The following is an 18,543-nucleotide window of genomic DNA, read 5'->3' on the forward strand; positions in this document are numbered from 1 at the left end:
AGGTTAGAGCGGTCCTGCTTTCATGAAAAGCTGAACCGCTCTAACGCCGCAGCTGAAATTCAAGTCATTACCAGTGGAACGAGACGCCGACATTGACGGCGTTGGTGAAGATGTTGGTCTTCAGGTCCACGCCGCTGTCGATCGGAACGTCGACGCGCGAATAGGTGCCCTTATATTCGACGAAGGTCGACCAGCGGTCGGTCACCTTGAAATCGACGCCGGCCTGGGCCTGCAGGGTCACGCCGCCGAATTCGTAAGCCCAGGTCTTACCCTCGGGGCGAATCACCTCGACATGCGGAATGTTCACGCCAATGCCGGCGCCGAGATAAGGCGTCCAGCGGCGGCTCGGATCCTGGAATCGATAGAGCCCGTTCACCGTCAGCAGGTTCAGACCGTCGGTGAATTCGAAATGCGACCAGCCGGTCTTGGCGAGCGTATCGTCGTCGGCATAGACCTTGTCATGGGTGTAATCGAGCGAAATACCCCAGTTCGGCTTGTTGAAATTTTCCAGCCACCAGGTGACGCGGCCGCCGTAGTAGGGCGGCGCGCCAAAGGATTTGCCTTCCCAGCCGGCGGTGAAATGCGTGCCGTCGGAAAGATCGACGCCGCTGTGCGGTGCCGTCTGATAGCCGCCGTAGATGGAGAATTGCAGGTCTTCCGCCGAGGCGGAGGCTGCCGAACAGAATGTGAAAAACGCGATGCCCGCAAGCAGGGAGGCGGAAGAACGCAGCGCATATGTCATTGAATAGCCCCGATATTGCAAATATGTCGACTCCTAGGCACGTCTGCCAGCTTTCCGCCGCAAAGTCCAAGAGAAATAAAAGGCGCCTCTAAAAAGCGCCTTCGTTTTTTGAGAGGTGTTGCTCAGCCGCCGAACATGGTGCGCAGCACATCGATGCCCCTGTCCTCGAAGGCGACCTTGCCCTGCTTGTTGCCGGGGCCGATGACGATCACCTTGGTGCCGACGGGCGCGCGATCGTAAAGATGCGTCACGTCCTCGTTCATCATGCGGATGCAGCCGGAGGACATGTTCAGGCCGATCGTCCAGGGCTGATTGGTGCCGTGGATGCGGAAGATGGTGTCGCGTCCCCCCTGATAAAGATACATGGCCCGCGCACCGAGCGGATTGTCCTCGCCGCCCTCCTGGTAGGCAGGGATGATGTGGCCCTTGGCGGCTTCGCGGCGGCGCATTTCAGCGGGCGGCGTCCATGCCGGCCATTCGGCCTTGCGGCCGATCTTGACGATGCCCGACCAGCCGAAGCCGTCGCGGCCGACGCCGATGCCGTAGCGGGTGGCCCGGTTGTTGCCCTCGACGAGGTAGAGATATTTGTTGTTGGTATCGATGATGACGGTGCCGGCCGCTTCCGTCGTCATCAGACGGACTTTCTTGCGCTTGAACTGCGGCTTCACATATTTCGGCATCTGCGCCACGCGCACGATCTGGGCCGGGCGCTGCGTATTGTCGGAGCCGGCCGGCGCTGCGAAGGCGGATGCAGACATCAAGGACAGAACAAGTCCGGCCGCAGCCAGACCTGGCATCAATTTGATCATGATTGATTCCCCTCAAGCAAATTCGCCCGAAGCTACATGAACTTCTGCCCGATTCAAGATCGGGCCGGCTGGATTAAGCAATTTCGGCAAAGGAAGCCGCCTGTTCTTGCGGCTTCCAAGATCTCGTATGTGCCATTACATGACGATGACGCGGGTTCCGACGCGGACGCGGTCATAGAGGTCGACGACGTCTTCGTTGCGCAGCCGGATGCAGCCGGAGGAAACGGCGCTGCCGATCGACCAGGGCGCATTGGTGCCGTGGATGCGGTAGAGCGTCGAGCCGAGATACATGGCGCGGGCGCCGAGAGGGTTTTCCGGGCCGCCATCCATGCGCGCCGGCAGGTAATGACCCTTGGCGGCTTCGCGGCTGATCATCTCCGAAGGCGGCGTCCAGTCCGGCCATTCCTGCTTGCGGGTAATCTTGTGGGCGCCGGCCCATTCGAAGCCGGGCTTGCCGACGCCGACGCCGTAACGGCGCGCCTTGCCGCCGTCCATCACCAGGTAGAGAAAGCGGTTGTTGGTATCGATGACGATCGTGCCGGGCTTTTCCTGGGTGTCGTAGTCGACCATCTGCGGCAGGAATTGCGGCTCGATCGGATGGCGGATCGAAGGGATGCCGGGATTGATCGCCGAGACGGTCTGCGGTGCCGGCTGCGGCGCCTGGCGAATGATGCGGCGCTGGAAAAGCCCGCGCTGCTGCGGGTGAACGACCGGCCGTTGATAGACGACGGGACGAACCGTGCCGCCGCCGAGCTGGTTGATCCACGGCGCCGTCAGATCGGGGCTGAGCACGACAGGCGGGCGGGTGGCATAGCGGTCGTCGGCAAGGGTGCTCGTGGAGAAGGCGCCGAAGAGGGCTGCGGCAAGAACAAGCTGTTTCATCATCGGACGGACTCTCTACAAATGGCCGAAAATGGTTTGGCGGGACAGGTCCGCCCGGGCGGAGATGTTCCGCCCGCAAAGACGCTGCCACCTGATCCGCCAGCGAATGGTAAAAATCGATTCCTGAGAAGCCGACCGAGCGGATAAACTTTTCGTCAGGGTTACCGTTCGGTTTGGAAAGACGGTTTGCAAATGGTAAAGCCGGAATCACGACCGGAAAACGAAATGGCCCCGGCGGAATGAAGGATCATGAGCGCGACTGGCATCATCATCGGCGAAGACGGCAGGAGCCGGTGCCACTGGCACGCCAATCTGCCCGATTATCTCAAATATCATGACGAGGAATGGGGCCGTCCTGTCACGAGCGACATTCGCCTTTTCGAGAAGATCTGCCTCGAAGGCTTCCAGTCCGGCCTTTCCTGGCTGACCGTCCTGCGCAAGCGGGAGAATTTCCGTGCCGCCTTTGCCGGCTTCGATTTCGACAAGGTCGCTCTCTTCGGCGAGGCGGATGTCGATCGCTGCCTTGGCGATGCCGGCATCATCCGCCATCGCGGCAAGATCGTCTCAACCATCAACAATGCCAGGCGCGCCATTGCGCTGCGGGACGAATTCGGCTCGCTCGCCCATTATTTCTGGGGTTGCGAGCCCGGCCACAACGAGCGGCCGGCCGTGGTCGACCGTGACCATCTCGTCGCCAATCCGACGACGCCCACCTCGGTGGTCATTTCGAAAGATCTGAAGAAACGCGGCTGGACCTTTGTCGGCCCGACCACAGTTTATGCTTTCATGCAGGCGATGGGTCTCGTCAACGATCATCTGGAGGGCTGCTTCTGCCGCCCCGAGGTGGAGGCAATGCGCGCCGTCCTGGTTCGACCATGAAAGGTCTGTCCGTGAAAACATCGATTGCTGCCCTTGCCCTGTTATTGCTGCCGATCTCAGCGATGGCGCAGACGCCGCAGCTCGATCCCGGCGAGAAGCTGGAGAAGCTGCAATTCCCCGCCGTCACCATGCAGCTCAAGGGCTGGACGAAATTCGGCAACAGCCATGTCTACACGCTGCCGGTGCGCGCCGGCCAGCACATCAAGATCAGCTTTGCCACCAAGAGCAAGTTCGCCTTCCTGGCGATCTTCGACCTGTCGAAGCCCGACGATGAGGCTTTCTTCGGCACCGACGAGGACGGCATGAATTTTCAGACGACGGCGAAGGAAAACACCACCTGGCTGCTGCGCCCCTATTATTCCAAGGTCTCGCCGCGCCGCGGCCTCGGCGCGCCCTTCAGCATCCTGATCGAGCCGCTGGCGGCCGCTCCGCCGCAGCCGCAGCAGCCGGCCGAGCCGGAGCAGCCGTCGCTGTTTCCGAAGGCGCCGCCCAAGCCACAATAGAGCATGTCTCGCAAAAGTGTGCGGCGGTTTTGCGATAAAGACATGCGTAAAACAAAGACCGATCGAACGGCATCTATCGGCCTATGCCAGCCGGTCGATCAGCTCGCGCAATTCGCCGAGATGGCCGATCTTGCGGAAACGCGGCGCTTCCGTCGGCTCGTCGACATGTTCCAGCACCCAGGTGAGTTCGTGTGGCACGAAGACGCCGTAGCTGCCGGCCGCGATTGCAGGCACGATATCCGATTTCAGTGAATTGCCGACCATCATCGCCCGCTCCGGTCCGTCGCCGACCTTGGCGAAGATGCGGCGATAGGTGATGGCGGTCTTGTCGGAAACGATCTCGACGGCATCGAAGAAATCACCGAGCCCGGATTGGGCAAGCTTGCGCTCCTGGTCGAACAGATCGCCCTTGGTGATCATCACGAGCAGATATTTGCCGGCAAGCGCCTCCAGCGTGTCGCGCGCATGCGGCATGGTCTCGACCGGGTGGGACAGCAGATCACGGCCGGTGTCGAGGATTTTGGCGATGACGCTCGAGGGAATCTTGCCCTCGGTGATCTCGATCGCTGTCTCGATCATCGACAGCGTGAAACCCTTGATGCCGAAGCCGTAATGGCGAAGGTTGCGTTTTTCGGCTTCCAGCAGCCGCTCGGAAATCTTCGGTCCTTCGGCGAAATCGGCAAGAAGCTTCGTAAAATGCGCTTCGGTCAGCCGGTAATATTGTTCGTTCTGCCAAAGCGTATCGTCGGCATCGAAGCCGATCGTTGTCAGTGCTCGCGTCGTCACATGCGCACCTCTTGAATTATCGCCGGCAATCTATCGGCCGCCTGTGTCGAGACAAGGGCGCCGGGCCCGCGGGGCGCCAAGTCCCGACGTTGAAAAGCGCCGCCGTCGCCCTACATCGAATTGGCCTCACCCTGCAGCCAGCCACGGCCGTGCCTGTCGCGCGCAGGCCAATAATCAAAAATGAAGTTCTGAAGTTCGCAAGCCCCCTTGCGGCAGACACAAAGGATTTTTTCGACCATGCGTTACAATCAACTTGGAAATACGGGACTTTTCGTCTCGGAAATCTGCCTCGGCACGATGACCTTCGGCGAAGCCCAGCAAGGCAGCATGTGGGGCGCCATCGCCGATGTCGACCAGAATGCGGCCGACCGGATCGTCGAGCGCTCGCTGGCGGCAGGCGTCAATTTCATCGATACGGCTGACGTCTATTCATCCGGCGAATCCGAAAGGCTGCTCGGCCAGGCGCTGAAGAACCTCGACGTGCCCCGCAAGGATGTCGTCATCGCCACCAAGGTCTACGGCGTCATGGGCGACAAGCCGAACGACCGCGGCGCCTCGCGCGGCCATATCATGGATTCCGTCGAGGCGAGCCTGAAGCGGCTGCAGACGGATCATATCGACCTCTACCAGATCCATGCGACCGATACGGTGACGCCGATCGAGGAGACGCTGCGCGCCTTCGACGATCTCGTTTCCCGTGGCCTCGTGCGCTATATCGGCGTCTCCAACTGGCAGGCCTGGCGCATCGCCAAGGCGCTCGGCCTTTCCGAACGCCGCGGCTTTGCCCGCTTCGAGACGGTGCAGGCCTATTATTCCATCGCCGGCCGCGATCTCGAACGTGACATCGTGCCGATGATGCAGGAGGAAAAGCTCGGGCTGATGGTCTGGTCGCCGCTCGCCGGCGGCCTCTTGTCCGGCAAATATGGTCCCGGTGCGCCCGGCAATGGCGAAGGCCGTCGCGCCAGCTTCGATTTTCCCCCGGTCGACAGGGACCGGGCCTGGGCCTGCGTCGCCGTCATGCGCGAGATCGCCGAAAAGCACGGCGCCGGCGTCGCCACCGTCGCGCTCGCCTATATCCTCGCCAAGCCTTTCGTCACATCGGTCATCATCGGCGCCAAGCGTGTCGAGCAGCTCGACCAGAACCTCGCCGCCGTCAGGCTGAAGCTCGACGAGGACGACATGACGAGGCTCGACGAAGTAAGCGCGCTTGCTCCCGAATATCCGGGCTGGATGCTGGCGCGACAGGGCGCCGGTCGCCGGCCGGCGGACTTCGAGCCGAAAGGCTGAAATCACCGGCGCCGTGCCACTCGCATGGCGAAAACTGCTCCTCACCCTAACCCTCTCCCCGTAGAAACGGGGAGAGGGGACGTGCCCTGCGAAAGAAATGCGGGGAACGGAGAGGTTGCGGCATAGTCCCTTCACCCCGTTTACGGGGAGACGGTGGCGGCAGCCGGATGAGGGGCTGTCGAGCATGACGAAAAAGAGTCTGGGACCGCCGGTCATCTCCGGCGTTCCCCTTTCGCGAGTGATCGATTACTTGCCGTGGGCCTTGAGCCAGGCGTTCATCTCCACGATCTCCGCTTCCTGCGCCTTGATCACGGCTTCGGCCAGTTTGCGGATGTCCGGATCCTTGCCGTATTGAAGCTCGACTTTCGCCATGTCGATTGCGCCTTGATGATGCGGGATCATGCCGCGGACGAAATCCGCGTCGGCGTCGCCGCTATACTTGATCATCATATCCTTGTGCATCTTGTCATTCGCCTTCTTGAATGCCTTGCTGGAGGCGTCATGGCCGGCCATCGGCTTGCTCATGTCCATGGACATGTCTTCGGCGAGGGCGGGGACGGTCGGGATGGCGAGCATTGTGGCGAGTGCGATGATTTTCAGAGACATGAGAGTTCCTTCCTCTGTCTGACAATAGGTTTGCGGCCTGCTAAAGCCGCTCGTTTCTGCGTGAATGAAGCGTGGCGTCAGGACAGTCGGGGAGGGGGAGCCTGCGGAGCGGGCCGATCGTCATCCAGGGCGCGGGCAAGCGCCGGGGTGGGATAGGCGAAAACAGGCTTTGCGCTATCGACGACCATGATGGCCGGCGGCAGCAGCAGGCAGGCGCTGCAAAGCGGCATATGCGCGGCGTTGCCGGTAGAGCAGGGGTCTTTCAAGGGATCGGCCTTGCCAGCCGCATCAGGCATGTGCGTGACGGTCATCTGATGGTGCATGACGCCGGTTTGGCCAGCAATGGGCGCATTCATCGACACGCAGGTCGGACAGCCTGCCCAGGCGGACATGGCGCTGTAGACCAACCAGCCGAGAACCATCGTGATGAGGGCGAGCGTGCGCATGTCGTTTCATATAGGGGAAGGCCGGCGGCAATCCAAGCCGTCAGTCGCGCTCTGGTGTCTCACCAGGCGGCGATGACCTTATGCTCGATCCGGTAATCGCGGCTCTCCTCGCCGAGCGGCGCGACCGGCCATGTCCAGGTGGCTTTTGCCGCCGGCGGCGAAACGCCGTGCAGCAGGTCGGCCTCCTCATGCGTCTTGCCGGTGCGGTCGATGACGGCATAGGCGATATCGGTCACCAGGCAATGGCGGCAGGCAAGACCCGAAAGCCCGGCCAAGTGCGCTGCAATCAGCCTTTCCACCGTATCTTCAGGCATGGGTCCGGTCCCGGCATCGTAGCGCCGTTTCACGCCGCGGCCGATCTGCGACAGGAGATTGGCCGAAACCACGAAATCGAGATAGGGCACGGTGCGCAGGAAGCCGAGCGGTTCCGGCGCTCTGTCGGCGGCAAGATCGTCATAGCCGGAGAGATCGCGCTCGATCAGCCTGATATTGCGATAGCCCTTGGCCGCAAGCCATAGGCGCACCGAGGCGAGATGGACGAGATCGACCAGCACGACGGTGTCGAACTCGTGCGCCAGTGCCTCGATCGGCACGTCGCGCAGCAGGCCGGAGCCGAGCACGACGGCGGTGCGCTTCTGCCTGAGACCAGCCGCTGCCGCGCGGATCGCGTTCCCACTCATCGTCTCATGTTCGGCCCAATCCCGGGCGCAGCGCCCGGCCCGTGACCAGAGATTGACGGAATAGCGGATGAACTTTCGATGCGCCTTGCCGGTCAGCGGCCATGTCGCGGCATAGAGAAGCGCTTCAGCGATCATGATGCATGTCCCGCGTTTCGGATGGATACCCCGTTCAATCGATTCTGGCAGCGACATCAAGGCCCTTCGCCCTTGCCGCTCCACGCCCGATCGGTTAGGAAACCGCCACTGTCACAGTCAGCGGAATTCCCGGAAATGAACGACAAGCAGAAGAAACCGCAAAAGCTCAAGGCCCGCCTGCCGCGCGGCTTCGTCGACCGGGTGGCCGGCGATATCCGCGCCGTCAACGAGATGACGGCAAAGATCCGGGAAGTCTATGAGCATTATGGTTTCGACCCCGTGGAAACGCCGCTGTTCGAATATACCGATGCGCTCGGCAAGTTCCTGCCCGACAGCGACCGGCCGAACGAGGGCGTCTTCTCGCTGCAGGACGACGACGAGCAGTGGATGTCGCTGCGTTACGACCTGACGGCGCCGCTCGCCCGTCATGTCGCCGAGAATTTCAACGAGATCCAGCTGCCCTATCGCACCTATCGTGCCGGCTACGTCTTCCGCAACGAGAAGCCGGGCCCCGGCCGCTTCCGCCAGTTTATGCAGTTCGATGCCGATACCGTCGGCGCGCCCGGTGTTCAGGCCGATGCCGAAATGTGCATGATGATGGCCGATACGCTTGAAGCCCTCGGCATCAAGCGCGGCGACTATGTCATTCGCGTCAACAACCGCAAGGTTCTGGACGGCGTGATGGAGGCGATCGGTCTCGGTGGCGACGACAAGGCCGGCCAGCGGCTCAACGTGCTGCGGGCCATCGACAAGCTCGACAAGTTCGGCTCGGAAGGCGTGGCGCTGCTGCTCGGACCCGGCCGCAAGGATGAATCCGGCGACTTCACCAAGGGCGCCGGCCTCGACCAGGCGCAGATCGACAAGGTGCTGTTCTTCGTCGGCATCAAGGACTATGCCGAAAGTGCTGCCCGGCTCGCCGAACTCGTTGCCGGAACCTCGAAGGGCGGCGAAGGCGTCGAAGAACTGAATTTCATCGGTGCGCTGGTTGCGAGTGCCGGCTACCATTCCGACCGTATCAAGATCGATCCCTCCGTCGTGCGCGGCCTCGAATATTATACCGGCCCGGTCTATGAGGCCGAGCTGAGCTTCGACGTCACCAACGAGAAGGGCGAGAAGGTCGTCTTCGGTTCGGTCGGCGGCGGCGGCCGTTATGATGGCCTCGTCTCGCGTTTCATGGGCCAGCCGGTTCCGGCGACCGGCTTTTCGATCGGCGTCTCCCGGCTGATGACGGCTCTGAAGAACCTCGGCAAGCTTGGCGCCAGCGAAGTGATCGAGCCGGTGCTGGTGACCGTCATGGACGGCGATGTCGAGGCGATGGGCCGCTATCAGAAGATGACGCAGCAGCTGCGCGCCGCCGGCATCCGCGCCGAGATGTTCCAGGGCAACTGGAAAAAATTCGGCAACCAGCTGAAATACGCCGATCGCCGCGGCTGCCCCGTCGCCATCATCCAGGGCGGCGACGAACGCGCAACCGGCGTCGTGCAGATCAAGGATCTGATCGAGGGCAAACGGCTCTCCGGCGAGATCGAGGACAATGCCAGCTGGCGCGAAGCCCGCGTGGCGCAGGAAACGGTGCCGGAGGCCGACCTCGTCGCCAAGGTGAGGGAGATCCTTGCGGCGCAGGCGGAAGATCGGAAGAGGGCGGGCGATGCGCAATAAACCCCTCCCCAACCCCTCCCCACAGGGGGGAGGGGCTTTACTTGGCGCCGCTGTGCCCAACTCAACATTTGCTTCATCGGAGGTCCTCTCGATTTGGTTCGACGATCGCCGCGAGTTAGTCCCCCCCCCTTGTGGGGAGGGGTTGGGGAGGGGACTTTTCCCAGGAGCTACACCATGCCCCTGATCAACCTCCCCGAATTCTCCGCCGAGCTGCTTGCCGAATTTGACGCCCGCAAGGCCGAGCGCATCGATACGCCGGTCATTCAGCCGGCCGAGCCGTTTCTCGATATCGCCGGCGAGGATCTGCGCCGCCGTATCTTCATGACCGAGAGCGAAACCGGCGCCAGCCTTTGCCTGCGTCCCGAATTCACTATCCCCGTCTGTCTGCGCCACATCGAGACGGCGACCGGCACGCCGAAGCGTTACGCCTATCTCGGCGAGGTCTTCCGCCAGCGCCGCGACGGCGCCAATGAATTCTACCAGGCCGGCATCGAGGATCTCGGCGATATCAACATTCCGAGCGCCGACGCCCGCGCCATCGGCAATGCCACCGGCATTCTCGCCCGCCTTCTGCCGGGCCGGCGCCTGGCGGTGACGCTGGGCGACCAGGCGGTATTCGAGGCGGTCGTCCAGGCGCTCGGCCTGCCGCTCGGCTGGCAGAAGCGGCTGATCCATGCCTTCGGCAACATGACACAACTGGAGGCGCTGCTGGCCGGTCTTGTCAGCCCGCAATTCGTCACCGGGCTGGACGACGACATCGCCAGGCTTATCGCTGCCGGCGACGAACAGGCGCTGATTGCCCATATCGAGCAGGAAATGCAGGCAACGGGCTATTCGACCAATGCCAGCCGTTCGCCGCCGGAGATTGCCCGGCGGCTCAAGGAAAAGCTCGTCCTGTCCGAGACGCGTCTCGACGACGCGGCCTTCCATGTGCTGGAACAGTTCCTGTCGCTGCACGTGCCGCTCGTCAATGCGTCGGCGGCGCTCGCCGGTTTTGCCGATGCCGCCGGCCTGAAGCTCGGCAATGCACTGTCCCGTTTCAACGGTCGCGTCGGCGCCCTTGCCGATGCCGGCGTCGATCTCTCCTGCCTGGATTATCGCGCCGCCTTCGGACGGCCGCTCGATTATTACACCGGTCTCGTCTTCGAGGTGACGGCGGAAGGCTCGAGCGCGGTTCTGGCCGGCGGCGGCCGCTTCGATAAGCTCCTGACTTTCCTCGGCGCAACCGACCGCATTCCGGCCGTCGGCTTTTCCTTCTGGCTCGACCGCATCGAAACCGAAAGGGCAGCCGCATGACCATCACCATCGCGCTTCCTTCCAAGGGCCGGATGAAGGACGACGCTTCGGCGATCTTCGAGCGGGCCGGCATGCCGATAACGGCCGTCGGCAACGACCGCTCCTATCGCGGCCGCGTCGAAGGCTGGGACGATGTCGAGGTGGCCTTCCTTTCGGCTTCCGAGATTTCCCGCGAACTCGGCAACGGCACCGTCGATTTCGGCGTCACCGGCGAGGATCTGATGCGGGAAGGTTTTGCCGAGGTCGACAAGCGCGTCGAATTCTGCGCCCGCCTCGGCTTCGGCCATGCCGATGTCGTCGTCGCCGTGCCGGAGATCTGGCTGGATGTCGAGACCATGGCGGATCTCGGCGACGTCGCCGCCGATTTCCGCGCCCGCCACTCCAGGCGCCTTGCCATCGCCACCAAATATTGGCGCCTGACCCAGCAGTTCTTTTCGAGCCAGCACGGCATCCAGCTTTATCGCATCGTCGAGAGCCTCGGCGCCACCGAGGGGGCGCCCGCCTCCGGCTCGGCCGATATCATCGTCGATATCACCTCCACCGGCTCGACGCTGCGCGCCAACCATCTGAAGGTGCTGCAGGACGGCGTCATCCTGCATTCGCAGGCCTGCCTTGTGCGCGCCCGCAAGGAAAGCCATGCCGACGAACCCGTCGTGCAGGCGATTATCGAGGCGGTGCGCGCGGCTCTCTGATTTCGGCCATCAGGCCACAAGCAAAAACCCGCCGTCGGATGACGGCGGGTTTTTTCATGTCTGGGAGGATGTCTGTTCTATCAGGCGGCAGCGTAGGCGCCACGGCGGGCGTCGAGCGAGTAGGCGCCTGCGCCATTGGTGGCGAGCATGACATAGGCGCCGGCGAGCGTGATGTTCTTCAGGAAGTTGACGAAGTTCAGGCCGCTGAGCCAGGCGTTGGCGGCAGCCGGGAAATCCGGAACGTTGATCGGCGAGAAGTGGAAGACGAAGCCGGTGAAGACACAGAAGACGGCGAGCAGCCAGCCGACGATGCGGGCCTGGAAACCGACGAGCACGGCAAGACCGGCAACCAGTTCGAACAGGCCGGCGAGATAGGTGAGCGCGGTGGCAGCCGGCAGGCCGGCGCCGGTGATCATGCCGGCGGTCGAGGCCGGATCGGTCAGCTTGCCGAAGCCGGCGAAGATGAACATGAAGGAAAGCAGAATGCGGGCTATCAGGATGAGGACGTTATTCGACATGGACGTTGTCTCCGGTTGAATGGTTCTGGAGATCTGGTGCCCCGGCACTCTGTGATCTCTGGTGCCTCCTATGTCGCTTTTTTTCGTCGTCAGGGAAAGATAAACGGAAGCGGACAGTTCGTTCAATAATATGGAACGATATACTGGCTTGCCTTTGTCGAGCCCGGTCTCTTATGGTTCGGCGCCGAACTTGGAGAATCCGATGGCAGATTTGTCCGCATTTCCGATCACGACTCGCTGGCCGGCGAAAAATTCCGACATCATCCAGCTCTATTCGCTGCAGACGCCGAACGGGGTGAAGGTATCCGTCGCCCTCGAAGAGCTCGGGCTCCCCTATGAGCCGCATTATGTTTCCTTCGCCGCCAACGAACAGAAGTCACCGGAGTTCGAATCCCTCAATCCGAACGGCCGCATTCCGGCGATCATCGATCCGAACGGGGCGGGCGGCAAACCGATCGGCCTTTTCGAATCCGGCGCCATCCTGCTCTATCTCGCGGAAAAGACCGGCAAGCTCATCCCCGAGGATGCCGCCGGCCGTTACGAATGCATTCAGTGGGTATTTTTCCAGATGGCCGGCATCGGCCCAATGTTCGGCCAGTTCGGGCATTTCTATAAATCCGCTGCCGACAAGGTCGCCAACAATTCCTATCCGGTGGAACGCTATCGCGACGAATCCAAGCGGCTGCTCGGCGTGCTCGAAGGCCGGCTGAAGGGCCGGCAATGGATCATGGGCGATCAGTATACGATCGCCGACATCACCACCTTCACCTGGGTCCGCGGCGCCGATATCTTCTATGGCGGCCGCGAGGTCCTCGACTATGCGAGTTTCCCCGCGGTTTCCGATTGGCTGGAACGCTGCATCGCCCGTCCGGCCAGCGCCAGGGGGCTCAATATTCCGGCCAAGCCGGAATAGTGGTCCCGGAAAGCGCAAAGGCCGCTGTCGGGAGCGGCCTTAACGATGTGACAACCCTCGGCTTTCCCCTCCAACGTCATCCTCGACCTTGTGCCGAGGATCTGGTGCCCTATCGACCCCAGGCAGATACTCGGGACAAGCCCGAGCATGACGAAAGAGGAGTTGGCCGGCTTTTTCAGCAGTCTGAGCGCTGTCAGCGGAGACCGTTATTTCGCCCGCCGTCTCTATTGCCGGTTGGCGATCTGCCTCGCACCTTCGAGCTTGAAGCGCGGAAAGACGAAGACGCCGGCCATGCTGCCGCTGTATTTCTCCTCGAGCCCGTTTGACTCGCCCATGCAGAACAGCGGCTGGCGCAAGCCGTTCGGCATGATGATCGTCGTCGAAAAGCAGAAGGAGGAGCAGTGTGTTGCCGCCTGTTCGAACAGTTCCAGCACGTGATTGCGATCTCCGGAATCGTAGCATCGAACCAGATTCAGCAGTCCGCATTCCTCTGCGGAGAGGCCGTGCAGCATGGCGCTCCACTTGCCGAGACGGAGCACGCCGGTCGACAGATCCCCGGTCCAGCTTTCGGAAACGGAAAACTGCGCCAGCATCTCGTGCTGTTGATTATTGTCGTTCATCGAGCCGGGCAGCATCGGTACGGCTGCATTGGCTTTGGCAATCTTGAACACGGGCGTTCCCTCGTTCGCATGCGGCTCCTCCGCCGCAGGCTCGGCAAACACTAGAGACAGGCTTATGCAGCAGCGGGCATAATGCCCACGCCCATATCGGCGATCATTGCCGCGGCCATCCGAGCCTCCGAACCGGAGCCCTTCGAAACCGACTATTCTGGCATCGCCGTCCCGCGCTCGTCTGACAGCGAAAATGATCGCCGGGCGCGCTTCAATTGCAGCGCGGATTTATAGGAACTTTTACACAAACGGCAACGGCTTTTTAAGGGGTGTTCGGATCGAGATCCTTTTGCCGGAGTTGTCGGCATCCCCGCGCTGCTTGGCGAGAATGGAGCCGAGGAGCTCAATTTTCGGCGCTTTTCCCCCGTTTCGCCTCACATGGCGGGAGATAGATCGCCGCAAGACGACGATTGCCCGCATGTTGTGTGGAGAGAAAGACAAGCAGCGGCGCAAGCCTCGCGAAAGCTTGGGCCGCCGGCACATACGATGCACGGCATAAAATCGCGCGCAATGGGTCGAATCGTTTTGGACGAAGCTTACGGCAAAAGAAAAAGGGCGACCCGAGGGCCGCCCTTCCTGTTCCGGATGCCGGAATGAGTGCAGGCTTTCGCCTATCACATCATGTCCATTCCGCCAGTTTAGCGCGCTTGACGCGCTGAACCATCTTGGATGATGGGCGGATTCATGGACGATGCAGTGAAAGGCCGTTGGCCTATCACATCATGTCCATTCCGCCCATTCCGCCCATGCCGCCCGGCATAGCCGGAGCGTCCTTCTTCGGCAGCTCGGCGATCATGGCTTCGGTGGTGATCAGCAGCGATGCAACGGAAGCGGCATCCTGCAGGGCGGTGCGAACGACCTTGACCGGGTCGATGATGCCCATGCCGATCATGTCGCCATATTCGCCGGTCTGGGCGTTGTAGCCGTAGTTGTCTTGATCCTTGTCAAGGATCTTGCCAACAACGATCGAGGCTTCGTCGCCAGCGTTCTCAGCGATCTGGCGGGCCGGAGCCTGCAGAGCGCGGCGAACGATGTTGATGCCGGCTTCCTGGTCGTCGTTGACACCCTTGGAGGTGATCTTGACGGAAGAACGCAGCAGGGCAACGCCGCCGCCCGGTACGATGCCTTCCTGAACGGCAGCGCGCGTCGCGTTGAGGGCGTCGTCGATGCGGTCCTTCTTTTCCTTCACTTCGACTTCCGTCGAACCGCCGACGCGGATGACGGCAACGCCGCCGGCGAGCTTGGCAAGGCGTTCCTGCAGCTTCTCGCGGTCGTAGTCGGAGGTGGTTTCTTCGATCTGGGCCTTGATCTGGGCAACACGGCCTTCGATGTCGGACTTGGCGCCCGAACCGTCGACGATCGTGGTGTTTTCCTTGGAGATCGAAACCTTCTTGGCACGGCCGAGCATGTCGAGCGTGACGCTCTCGAGCTTGATGCCGAGGTCTTCGGAGATCACGGTGCCGCCCGTCAGGATGGCGATGTCTTCGAGCATAGCCTTGCGGCGGTCGCCGAAGCCAGGCGCCTTGACGGCAGCGATCTTCAGGCCGCCGCGCAGCTTGTTGACGACGAGCGTTGCAAGGGCTTCGCCTTCGACGTCTTCAGCGATGATGAGGAGCGGCTTGCCGGTCTGGACGACGGCTTCGAGAACCGGGAGCATCGACTGCAGGTTCGAGAGCTTCTTCTCGTGGAGGAGAATGAAGACGTCTTCGAGGTCGGCGACCATCTTTTCCGGGTTGGTGACGAAGTAGGGGCTGAGGTAGCCGCGGTCGAACTGCATGCCTTCGACGACTTCGAGTTCGGTTTCGGCGGTCTTGGCTTCTTCAACCGTGATGACGCCTTCGTTGCCGACCTTCTGCATGGCTTCAGCAATGTCGAGGCCAACCTGGCGCTCGCCGTTTGCGGAGATGGTGCCGACCTGAGCGACTTCTTCCGAGGTGTTGATCTTCTTGGCCTTGGCCTGGAGATCCTTGACGACTTCGGCGACGGCGAGATCGATGCCGCGCTTCAGGTCCATCGGGTTCATGCCGGCGGCAACGGCCTTGGCGCCTTCGCGAACGATCGCCTGGGCAAGAACGGTTGCAGTCGTCGTGCCGTCGCCGGCGATGTCGTTGGTCTTCGAAGCAACTTCGCGGACCATCTGGGCGCCCATGTTTTCGAACTTGTCTTCGAGTTCGATTTCCTTGGCGACCGAAACGCCGTCCTTGGTGATGCGCGGCGCGCCGAAGGACTTGTCGATGATGACGTTACGACCCTTCGGGCCGAGCGTGACCTTGACTGCATCGGCGAGAATGTCGACGCCGCGCAGCATCTTTTCGCGCGCGGTGCGGCCAAACTTGATTTCTTTAGCTGCCATGTTTGTGACTCCTGAATTCGATTTGTTCGGGCAAAGGCCCGTCAGTCATTTCGGGAAAGCGGATCGGCAATCAGCCGATGATGCCCATGATGTCGGCTTCCTTCATGATCAGAAGGTCTTCGCCGTTGATCTTGACTTCGGTGCCGGACCACTTGCCGAACAGCACGCGGTCGCCAGCCTTGACGTCGAGTGCGACGACCTTGCCGGACTCGTCACGAGCGCCGGAACCGACGGCGACGATTTCGCCTTCCTGCGGCTTTTCCTTGGCGGTGTCGGGAATGATGATCCCGCCCTTGGTCTTCTCTTCGGACTCGACGCGACGAACGACGACGCGGTCGTGAAGCGGACGGAAATTGGTGCTTGCCATTGTCTAATCCCTCGATCGAATGACATTCGCGGGCCGGAGCGGCCCACATGGATAGGTGTTAGCACTCCCTTGCGGTGAGTGCTAGCGACGAGCATTTAGGGATGGCTCCGAAAGGAGTCAATGAGAGCAATCACGAATTTTTGTGCCGGAATTGTGAAGAGACCGGAGAAATGCCGGAGATTCCGGCCGAACCCTCTGTCGCGGGCGCACCTTGCAGATTACGTGCCGGATTGTCGCGACAGGGCTTTGCTGTGGCCGGCGGCGAAGAAAATGCCTTGCCATCGTCCTGCGCCTTTGCAATGTCACCGGTGACTGCAGCAACTCGGGACATTGGAATGGCCAAGCGGATAGAAACCTTCTCTGAGATCACCGATCGCTATGACGTGGTGCTCTGTGATGTCTGGGGCGTCGTTCACAACGGCGTCGATCCGTTTCCGAAGGCTGCTGCCGCCCTTCAGGCCGCCCGCGAGAGCGGCCTCGCCGTCGTCCTCATCACAAATTCGCCGCGCCTTTCCTGGCAGGTCGTCGAGCAATTGCGTCATATCGGCGTGCCCGACAGCGCCTATGACAGGATTGTCACCTCGGGCGACGTCACGCGCGGGCTGATTTCCGAGGGGCCGAAGACGGTCTTTCTGCTCGGCCCCGAGCGCGACAAGGCGCTTCTCGAAGGCATCGGCGTCGAGCGGGTGCCATCCGGCGAAGCGCGATCGCTCGTCTGCACCGGCTTTTTCGACGATGAGACCGAGAAGCCGGAAGATTACACCGACATGCTTCTGGATTTTCAGGCGCGCGAGGTGCCGATGATCTGTGCCAATCCCGACCTCGTCGTCGAGCGCGGCCACCGCATCATTCCCTGCGCCGGCGCCATGGCCGCCTATTACGAGCAGCTCGGCGGCAAAACCCGCATCGCCGGCAAACCGCACCGGCCGATTTACGAGGCGACGCTGGCCGCTGCCCGCGAACTTCGCGGCGAGGTGCCGGCCGAGCGCGTGCTGGCGATCGGCGACGGCATGCCGACCGATGTCCGTGGCGCCTTGAATTTTGGCCTCGACCTTCTCTACATCAGCGGCGGGATCCACGCCAAGGAATACACCTTGAACGGCGAAACCGACGAGGCAATCCTCAACGCCTATCTCGAACGGGAAAACGCCGCGCCGAAGTGGTGGATGCCGCGCCTTGCATAAAGAGAAGCCAGCCGATGACCGTTTTCCACCGCAATGAAACCCGCGATCCCTTGCCCGCCCATCTCCGGGGCGGGGTGATCGCCATCGGCAATTTCGACGGCGTGCATCGCGGCCATCAATCGGTGCTGAACCGCGCGCTTGAGATCGCAAGGGCGCGCGGCATCCCCGCCTTAGTGTTGACCTTCGAGCCGCATCCGCGCACCGTCTTCCGGCCGCAGACCCCGGTGTTCCGCCTGACACCCGCGCCGCTCAAGGCCCGTATCTTGGAAACGCTGGGGTTCAACGCCGTCATCGAATATCCCTTCGACGTCGAGTTCTCGCAGCGCTCGGCCGATGATTTCATCCATTCGATCCTTAAGGACTGGCTCGGCGCCTCCGAAGTCGTCACCGGCTTCGATTTCCACTTCGGCCGCAACCGCGAAGGCGGCCCCGCCTTCCTGATGAATGCCGGCCAGACCTACGGCTTCGGCGTCACCCTGATCGATGCCTTCCGCGACGAAAATGCCGACGTCGTCTCGTCGAGCCATATCCGCGCGTTGCTGAAGGAGGGCGAGGTCAGCCAGGTCGCCGGCATGCTCGGTTACCGCTATACGGTCGAGGCGGAGGTGATCGACGGCGAAAAGCTCGGCCGGCAGCTTGGCTTCCCCACGGCCAACATGCGCCTGCCGCCGGAGGCCGAGCTTGCCGCCGGCATCTACGCCGTCCGCTTCCGCCGCCAGGACGGAACGCTCCACGATGCGGTCGCAAGCTACGGCCGCCGCCCGACGGTGACGGAAAACGGCGCGCCGCTGCTCGAAACCTATGTCTTCGATTTCAGCGGCGATCTCTACGGCCAGCTCTGCGCCGTCTCCTTCTTCGGCTATATAAGACCGGAGCTGAAATTCGACGGTCTCGATCCGCTCGTCGCCCAGATCAAGCGCGACGAGGAGGAGGCGAGGGCGCTGCTGGCGGGGGTGAAGCCGCTGAGTGCGCTCGATGGGAAGCTCTGCTTTTCCTGAGGCCCGTGCCGAGGACGGAGTTTTTCCGCAGGCAAACGGAAATTTCGCCGACGCCCAGCGATATCATGCGGTGAATTCTTCTCTTCCTTTTCCCCGCAAAAACGCCTATGAACCGGCGCGATGAGAAAATTTCGGCT

At 61.9% G+C, this 18,543-nt stretch carries 20 protein-coding genes; 9 read left to right on the plus strand and 11 right to left on the minus strand.

What is annotated here, in order from left to right; genetic code table 11:
* Nucleotides 1-67: 67 nt before the first annotated feature.
* The 3 genes from EFD56_RS22755 to EFD56_RS22765 form a co-directional block, all read right to left on the minus strand.
* A complete protein-coding gene (locus tag EFD56_RS22755; RefSeq protein ID WP_012482809.1) occupies nt 68-742 on the minus strand; it encodes an outer membrane protein in 675 nt (224 codons plus the stop codon).
* Nucleotides 743-864: 122 nt separating this feature from the next.
* Complete coding sequence (locus EFD56_RS22760) at nt 865-1,551, minus strand: L,D-transpeptidase (RefSeq protein ID WP_016734687.1); 687 nt, start codon at nt 1,549-1,551, stop codon at nt 865-867.
* A 135-nt stretch (nt 1,552-1,686) separates the two neighbouring features.
* A complete protein-coding gene (locus EFD56_RS22765) occupies nt 1,687-2,436 on the minus strand; it encodes a L,D-transpeptidase (RefSeq protein ID WP_126906360.1) in 750 nt (249 codons plus the stop codon).
* 246 nt (nt 2,437-2,682) lie between these two features.
* On the opposite strand from EFD56_RS22765, the gene EFD56_RS22770 reads away from it, so the two are divergent.
* Together EFD56_RS22770 and EFD56_RS22775 are read left to right on the plus strand one after the other, a co-directional pair.
* Nucleotides 2,683-3,312 (plus strand): DNA-3-methyladenine glycosylase I, encoded by a 630-nt coding sequence (locus tag EFD56_RS22770; protein ID WP_126906361.1) that lies wholly within the window; start codon nt 2,683-2,685, stop codon nt 3,310-3,312.
* Nucleotides 3,309-3,815 carry a hypothetical protein gene (locus EFD56_RS22775; protein ID WP_085741868.1) on the plus strand — a complete coding sequence of 169 codons (507 nt, stop codon included), beginning with the start codon at nt 3,309-3,311 and terminating at the stop codon, nt 3,813-3,815. The genes EFD56_RS22770 and EFD56_RS22775 overlap by 4 nt, the downstream gene beginning before the upstream one ends.
* An 81-nt stretch (nt 3,816-3,896) precedes the next feature.
* On the opposite strand, the gene EFD56_RS22780 is transcribed toward EFD56_RS22775, so the two are convergent.
* A complete protein-coding gene (locus tag EFD56_RS22780) occupies nt 3,897-4,601 on the minus strand; it encodes an HAD family hydrolase (protein ID WP_064827018.1) in 705 nt (234 codons plus the stop codon).
* A gap of 237 nt (nt 4,602-4,838) precedes the next feature.
* On the opposite strand from EFD56_RS22780, the gene EFD56_RS22785 reads away from it, so the two are divergent.
* Complete coding sequence (locus EFD56_RS22785; RefSeq protein WP_064827019.1) at nt 4,839-5,888, plus strand: aldo/keto reductase; 1,050 nt, start codon at nt 4,839-4,841, stop codon at nt 5,886-5,888.
* Between the two features lie 246 nt (nt 5,889-6,134).
* Here EFD56_RS22785 and copM read toward each other — a convergent pair whose 3' ends face one another.
* The 3 genes from copM to EFD56_RS22800 form a co-directional block, all read right to left on the minus strand.
* A complete protein-coding gene (gene copM, locus EFD56_RS22790; protein ID WP_126906362.1) occupies nt 6,135-6,494 on the minus strand; it encodes a CopM family metallochaperone in 360 nt (119 codons plus the stop codon).
* Nucleotides 6,495-6,571: 77 nt separating this feature from the next.
* Entirely contained in the window at nt 6,572-6,940 is a 369-nt protein-coding gene (locus EFD56_RS22795; protein ID WP_126906363.1) for a hypothetical protein, read from the minus strand.
* A gap of 59 nt (nt 6,941-6,999) precedes the next feature.
* Nucleotides 7,000-7,755, minus strand: a complete 756-nt coding sequence (locus tag EFD56_RS22800; protein WP_126906364.1) for a hypothetical protein — start codon at nt 7,753-7,755, stop codon at nt 7,000-7,002.
* 135 nt (nt 7,756-7,890) lie between these two features.
* Here EFD56_RS22800 and hisS point away from each other — a divergent pair, with 135 nt between their 5' ends.
* The 3 genes from hisS to hisG all read left to right on the plus strand — a co-directional run bounded on the left by hisS (nt 7,891) and on the right by hisG (nt 11,402).
* Entirely contained in the window at nt 7,891-9,414 is a 1,524-nt protein-coding gene (hisS, locus tag EFD56_RS22805) for a histidine--tRNA ligase (RefSeq protein ID WP_126906365.1), read from the plus strand.
* Between the two features lie 174 nt (nt 9,415-9,588).
* Nucleotides 9,589-10,710, plus strand: a complete 1,122-nt coding sequence (locus tag EFD56_RS22810; protein WP_126906366.1) for an ATP phosphoribosyltransferase regulatory subunit — start codon at nt 9,589-9,591, stop codon at nt 10,708-10,710.
* A complete protein-coding gene (gene hisG, locus EFD56_RS22815) occupies nt 10,707-11,402 on the plus strand; it encodes an ATP phosphoribosyltransferase (RefSeq protein ID WP_004675323.1) in 696 nt (231 codons plus the stop codon). The genes EFD56_RS22810 and hisG overlap by 4 nt, the downstream gene beginning before the upstream one ends.
* An 80-nt stretch (nt 11,403-11,482) precedes the next feature.
* Here the strand turns inward: hisG and EFD56_RS22820 are convergent, their stop codons facing one another.
* Nucleotides 11,483-11,920 carry a DoxX family protein gene (locus EFD56_RS22820; protein WP_126906367.1) on the minus strand — a complete coding sequence of 146 codons (438 nt, stop codon included), beginning with the start codon at nt 11,918-11,920 and terminating at the stop codon, nt 11,483-11,485.
* 202 nt (nt 11,921-12,122) lie between these two features.
* On the opposite strand from EFD56_RS22820, the gene EFD56_RS22825 reads away from it, so the two are divergent.
* Nucleotides 12,123-12,833 (plus strand): glutathione S-transferase family protein, encoded by a 711-nt coding sequence (locus EFD56_RS22825; protein WP_126906368.1) that lies wholly within the window; start codon nt 12,123-12,125, stop codon nt 12,831-12,833.
* A 224-nt stretch (nt 12,834-13,057) separates the two neighbouring features.
* On the opposite strand, the gene EFD56_RS22830 is transcribed toward EFD56_RS22825, so the two are convergent.
* From EFD56_RS22830 to groES, 3 genes are all read right to left on the minus strand, one after another.
* Nucleotides 13,058-13,504 carry a hypothetical protein gene (locus EFD56_RS22830; protein ID WP_126906369.1) on the minus strand — a complete coding sequence of 149 codons (447 nt, stop codon included), beginning with the start codon at nt 13,502-13,504 and terminating at the stop codon, nt 13,058-13,060.
* Between the two features lie 715 nt (nt 13,505-14,219).
* Nucleotides 14,220-15,857: a chaperonin GroEL gene (groL, locus tag EFD56_RS22835; protein WP_016734675.1), complete on the minus strand. Its 1,638-nt coding sequence runs from the start codon at nt 15,855-15,857 to the stop codon at nt 14,220-14,222.
* 70 nt (nt 15,858-15,927) lie between these two features.
* Complete coding sequence (groES, locus tag EFD56_RS22840; RefSeq protein WP_004675403.1) at nt 15,928-16,224, minus strand: co-chaperone GroES; 297 nt, start codon at nt 16,222-16,224, stop codon at nt 15,928-15,930.
* Nucleotides 16,225-16,559: 335 nt separating this feature from the next.
* On the opposite strand from groES, the gene EFD56_RS22845 reads away from it, so the two are divergent.
* Nucleotides 16,560-17,408: a TIGR01459 family HAD-type hydrolase gene (locus EFD56_RS22845; RefSeq protein WP_010005047.1), complete on the plus strand. Its 849-nt coding sequence runs from the start codon at nt 16,560-16,562 to the stop codon at nt 17,406-17,408.
* A 14-nt stretch (nt 17,409-17,422) separates the two neighbouring features.
* Nucleotides 17,423-18,406 carry a bifunctional riboflavin kinase/FAD synthetase gene (locus EFD56_RS22850; RefSeq protein WP_004675398.1) on the plus strand — a complete coding sequence of 328 codons (984 nt, stop codon included), beginning with the start codon at nt 17,423-17,425 and terminating at the stop codon, nt 18,404-18,406.
* Nucleotides 18,407-18,543: the final 137 nt, after the last annotated feature.

Source organism: Rhizobium phaseoli, assembly GCF_003985125.1.
In the GTDB taxonomy this organism is placed as follows: Bacteria; Pseudomonadota; Alphaproteobacteria; order Rhizobiales; family Rhizobiaceae; genus Rhizobium; species Rhizobium phaseoli.

Bases quoted from the DNA above. Each gene is read 5' to 3' on its own strand.
- EFD56_RS22775 (WP_085741868.1), top strand. From the start codon at position 3,309: ATGAAAGGTCTGTCCGTGAAAACATCGATTGCTGCCCTTGCCCTGTTA.
- EFD56_RS22785 (WP_064827019.1), top strand. From the start codon at position 4,839: ATGCGTTACAATCAACTTGGAAATACGGGACTTTTCGTCTCGGAAATC.
- EFD56_RS22795 (WP_126906363.1), bottom strand. From the start codon at position 6,940: ATGCGCACGCTCGCCCTCATCACGATGGTTCTCGGCTGGTTGGTCTAC.
- hisG (WP_004675323.1), top strand. From the start codon at position 10,707: ATGACCATCACCATCGCGCTTCCTTCCAAGGGCCGGATGAAGGACGAC.
- EFD56_RS22845 (WP_010005047.1), top strand. From the start codon at position 16,560: ATGGCCAAGCGGATAGAAACCTTCTCTGAGATCACCGATCGCTATGAC.
- groL (WP_016734675.1), bottom strand. From the start codon at position 15,857: ATGGCAGCTAAAGAAATCAAGTTTGGCCGCACCGCGCGCGAAAAGATG.
- EFD56_RS22800 (WP_126906364.1), bottom strand. From the start codon at position 7,755: ATGATCGCTGAAGCGCTTCTCTATGCCGCGACATGGCCGCTGACCGGC.
- EFD56_RS22820 (WP_126906367.1), bottom strand. From the start codon at position 11,920: ATGTCGAATAACGTCCTCATCCTGATAGCCCGCATTCTGCTTTCCTTC.
- copM (WP_126906362.1), bottom strand. From the start codon at position 6,494: ATGTCTCTGAAAATCATCGCACTCGCCACAATGCTCGCCATCCCGACC.
- EFD56_RS22770 (WP_126906361.1), top strand. From the start codon at position 2,683: ATGAGCGCGACTGGCATCATCATCGGCGAAGACGGCAGGAGCCGGTGC.
- EFD56_RS22850 (WP_004675398.1), top strand. From the start codon at position 17,423: ATGACCGTTTTCCACCGCAATGAAACCCGCGATCCCTTGCCCGCCCAT.
- EFD56_RS22760 (WP_016734687.1), bottom strand. From the start codon at position 1,551: ATGATCAAATTGATGCCAGGTCTGGCTGCGGCCGGACTTGTTCTGTCC.
- EFD56_RS22755 (WP_012482809.1), bottom strand. From the start codon at position 742: ATGACATATGCGCTGCGTTCTTCCGCCTCCCTGCTTGCGGGCATCGCG.
- EFD56_RS22810 (WP_126906366.1), top strand. From the start codon at position 9,589: ATGCCCCTGATCAACCTCCCCGAATTCTCCGCCGAGCTGCTTGCCGAA.
- groES (WP_004675403.1), bottom strand. From the start codon at position 16,224: ATGGCAAGCACCAATTTCCGTCCGCTTCACGACCGCGTCGTCGTTCGT.
- EFD56_RS22825 (WP_126906368.1), top strand. From the start codon at position 12,123: ATGGCAGATTTGTCCGCATTTCCGATCACGACTCGCTGGCCGGCGAAA.
- EFD56_RS22765 (WP_126906360.1), bottom strand. From the start codon at position 2,436: ATGATGAAACAGCTTGTTCTTGCCGCAGCCCTCTTCGGCGCCTTCTCC.
- hisS (WP_126906365.1), top strand. From the start codon at position 7,891: ATGAACGACAAGCAGAAGAAACCGCAAAAGCTCAAGGCCCGCCTGCCG.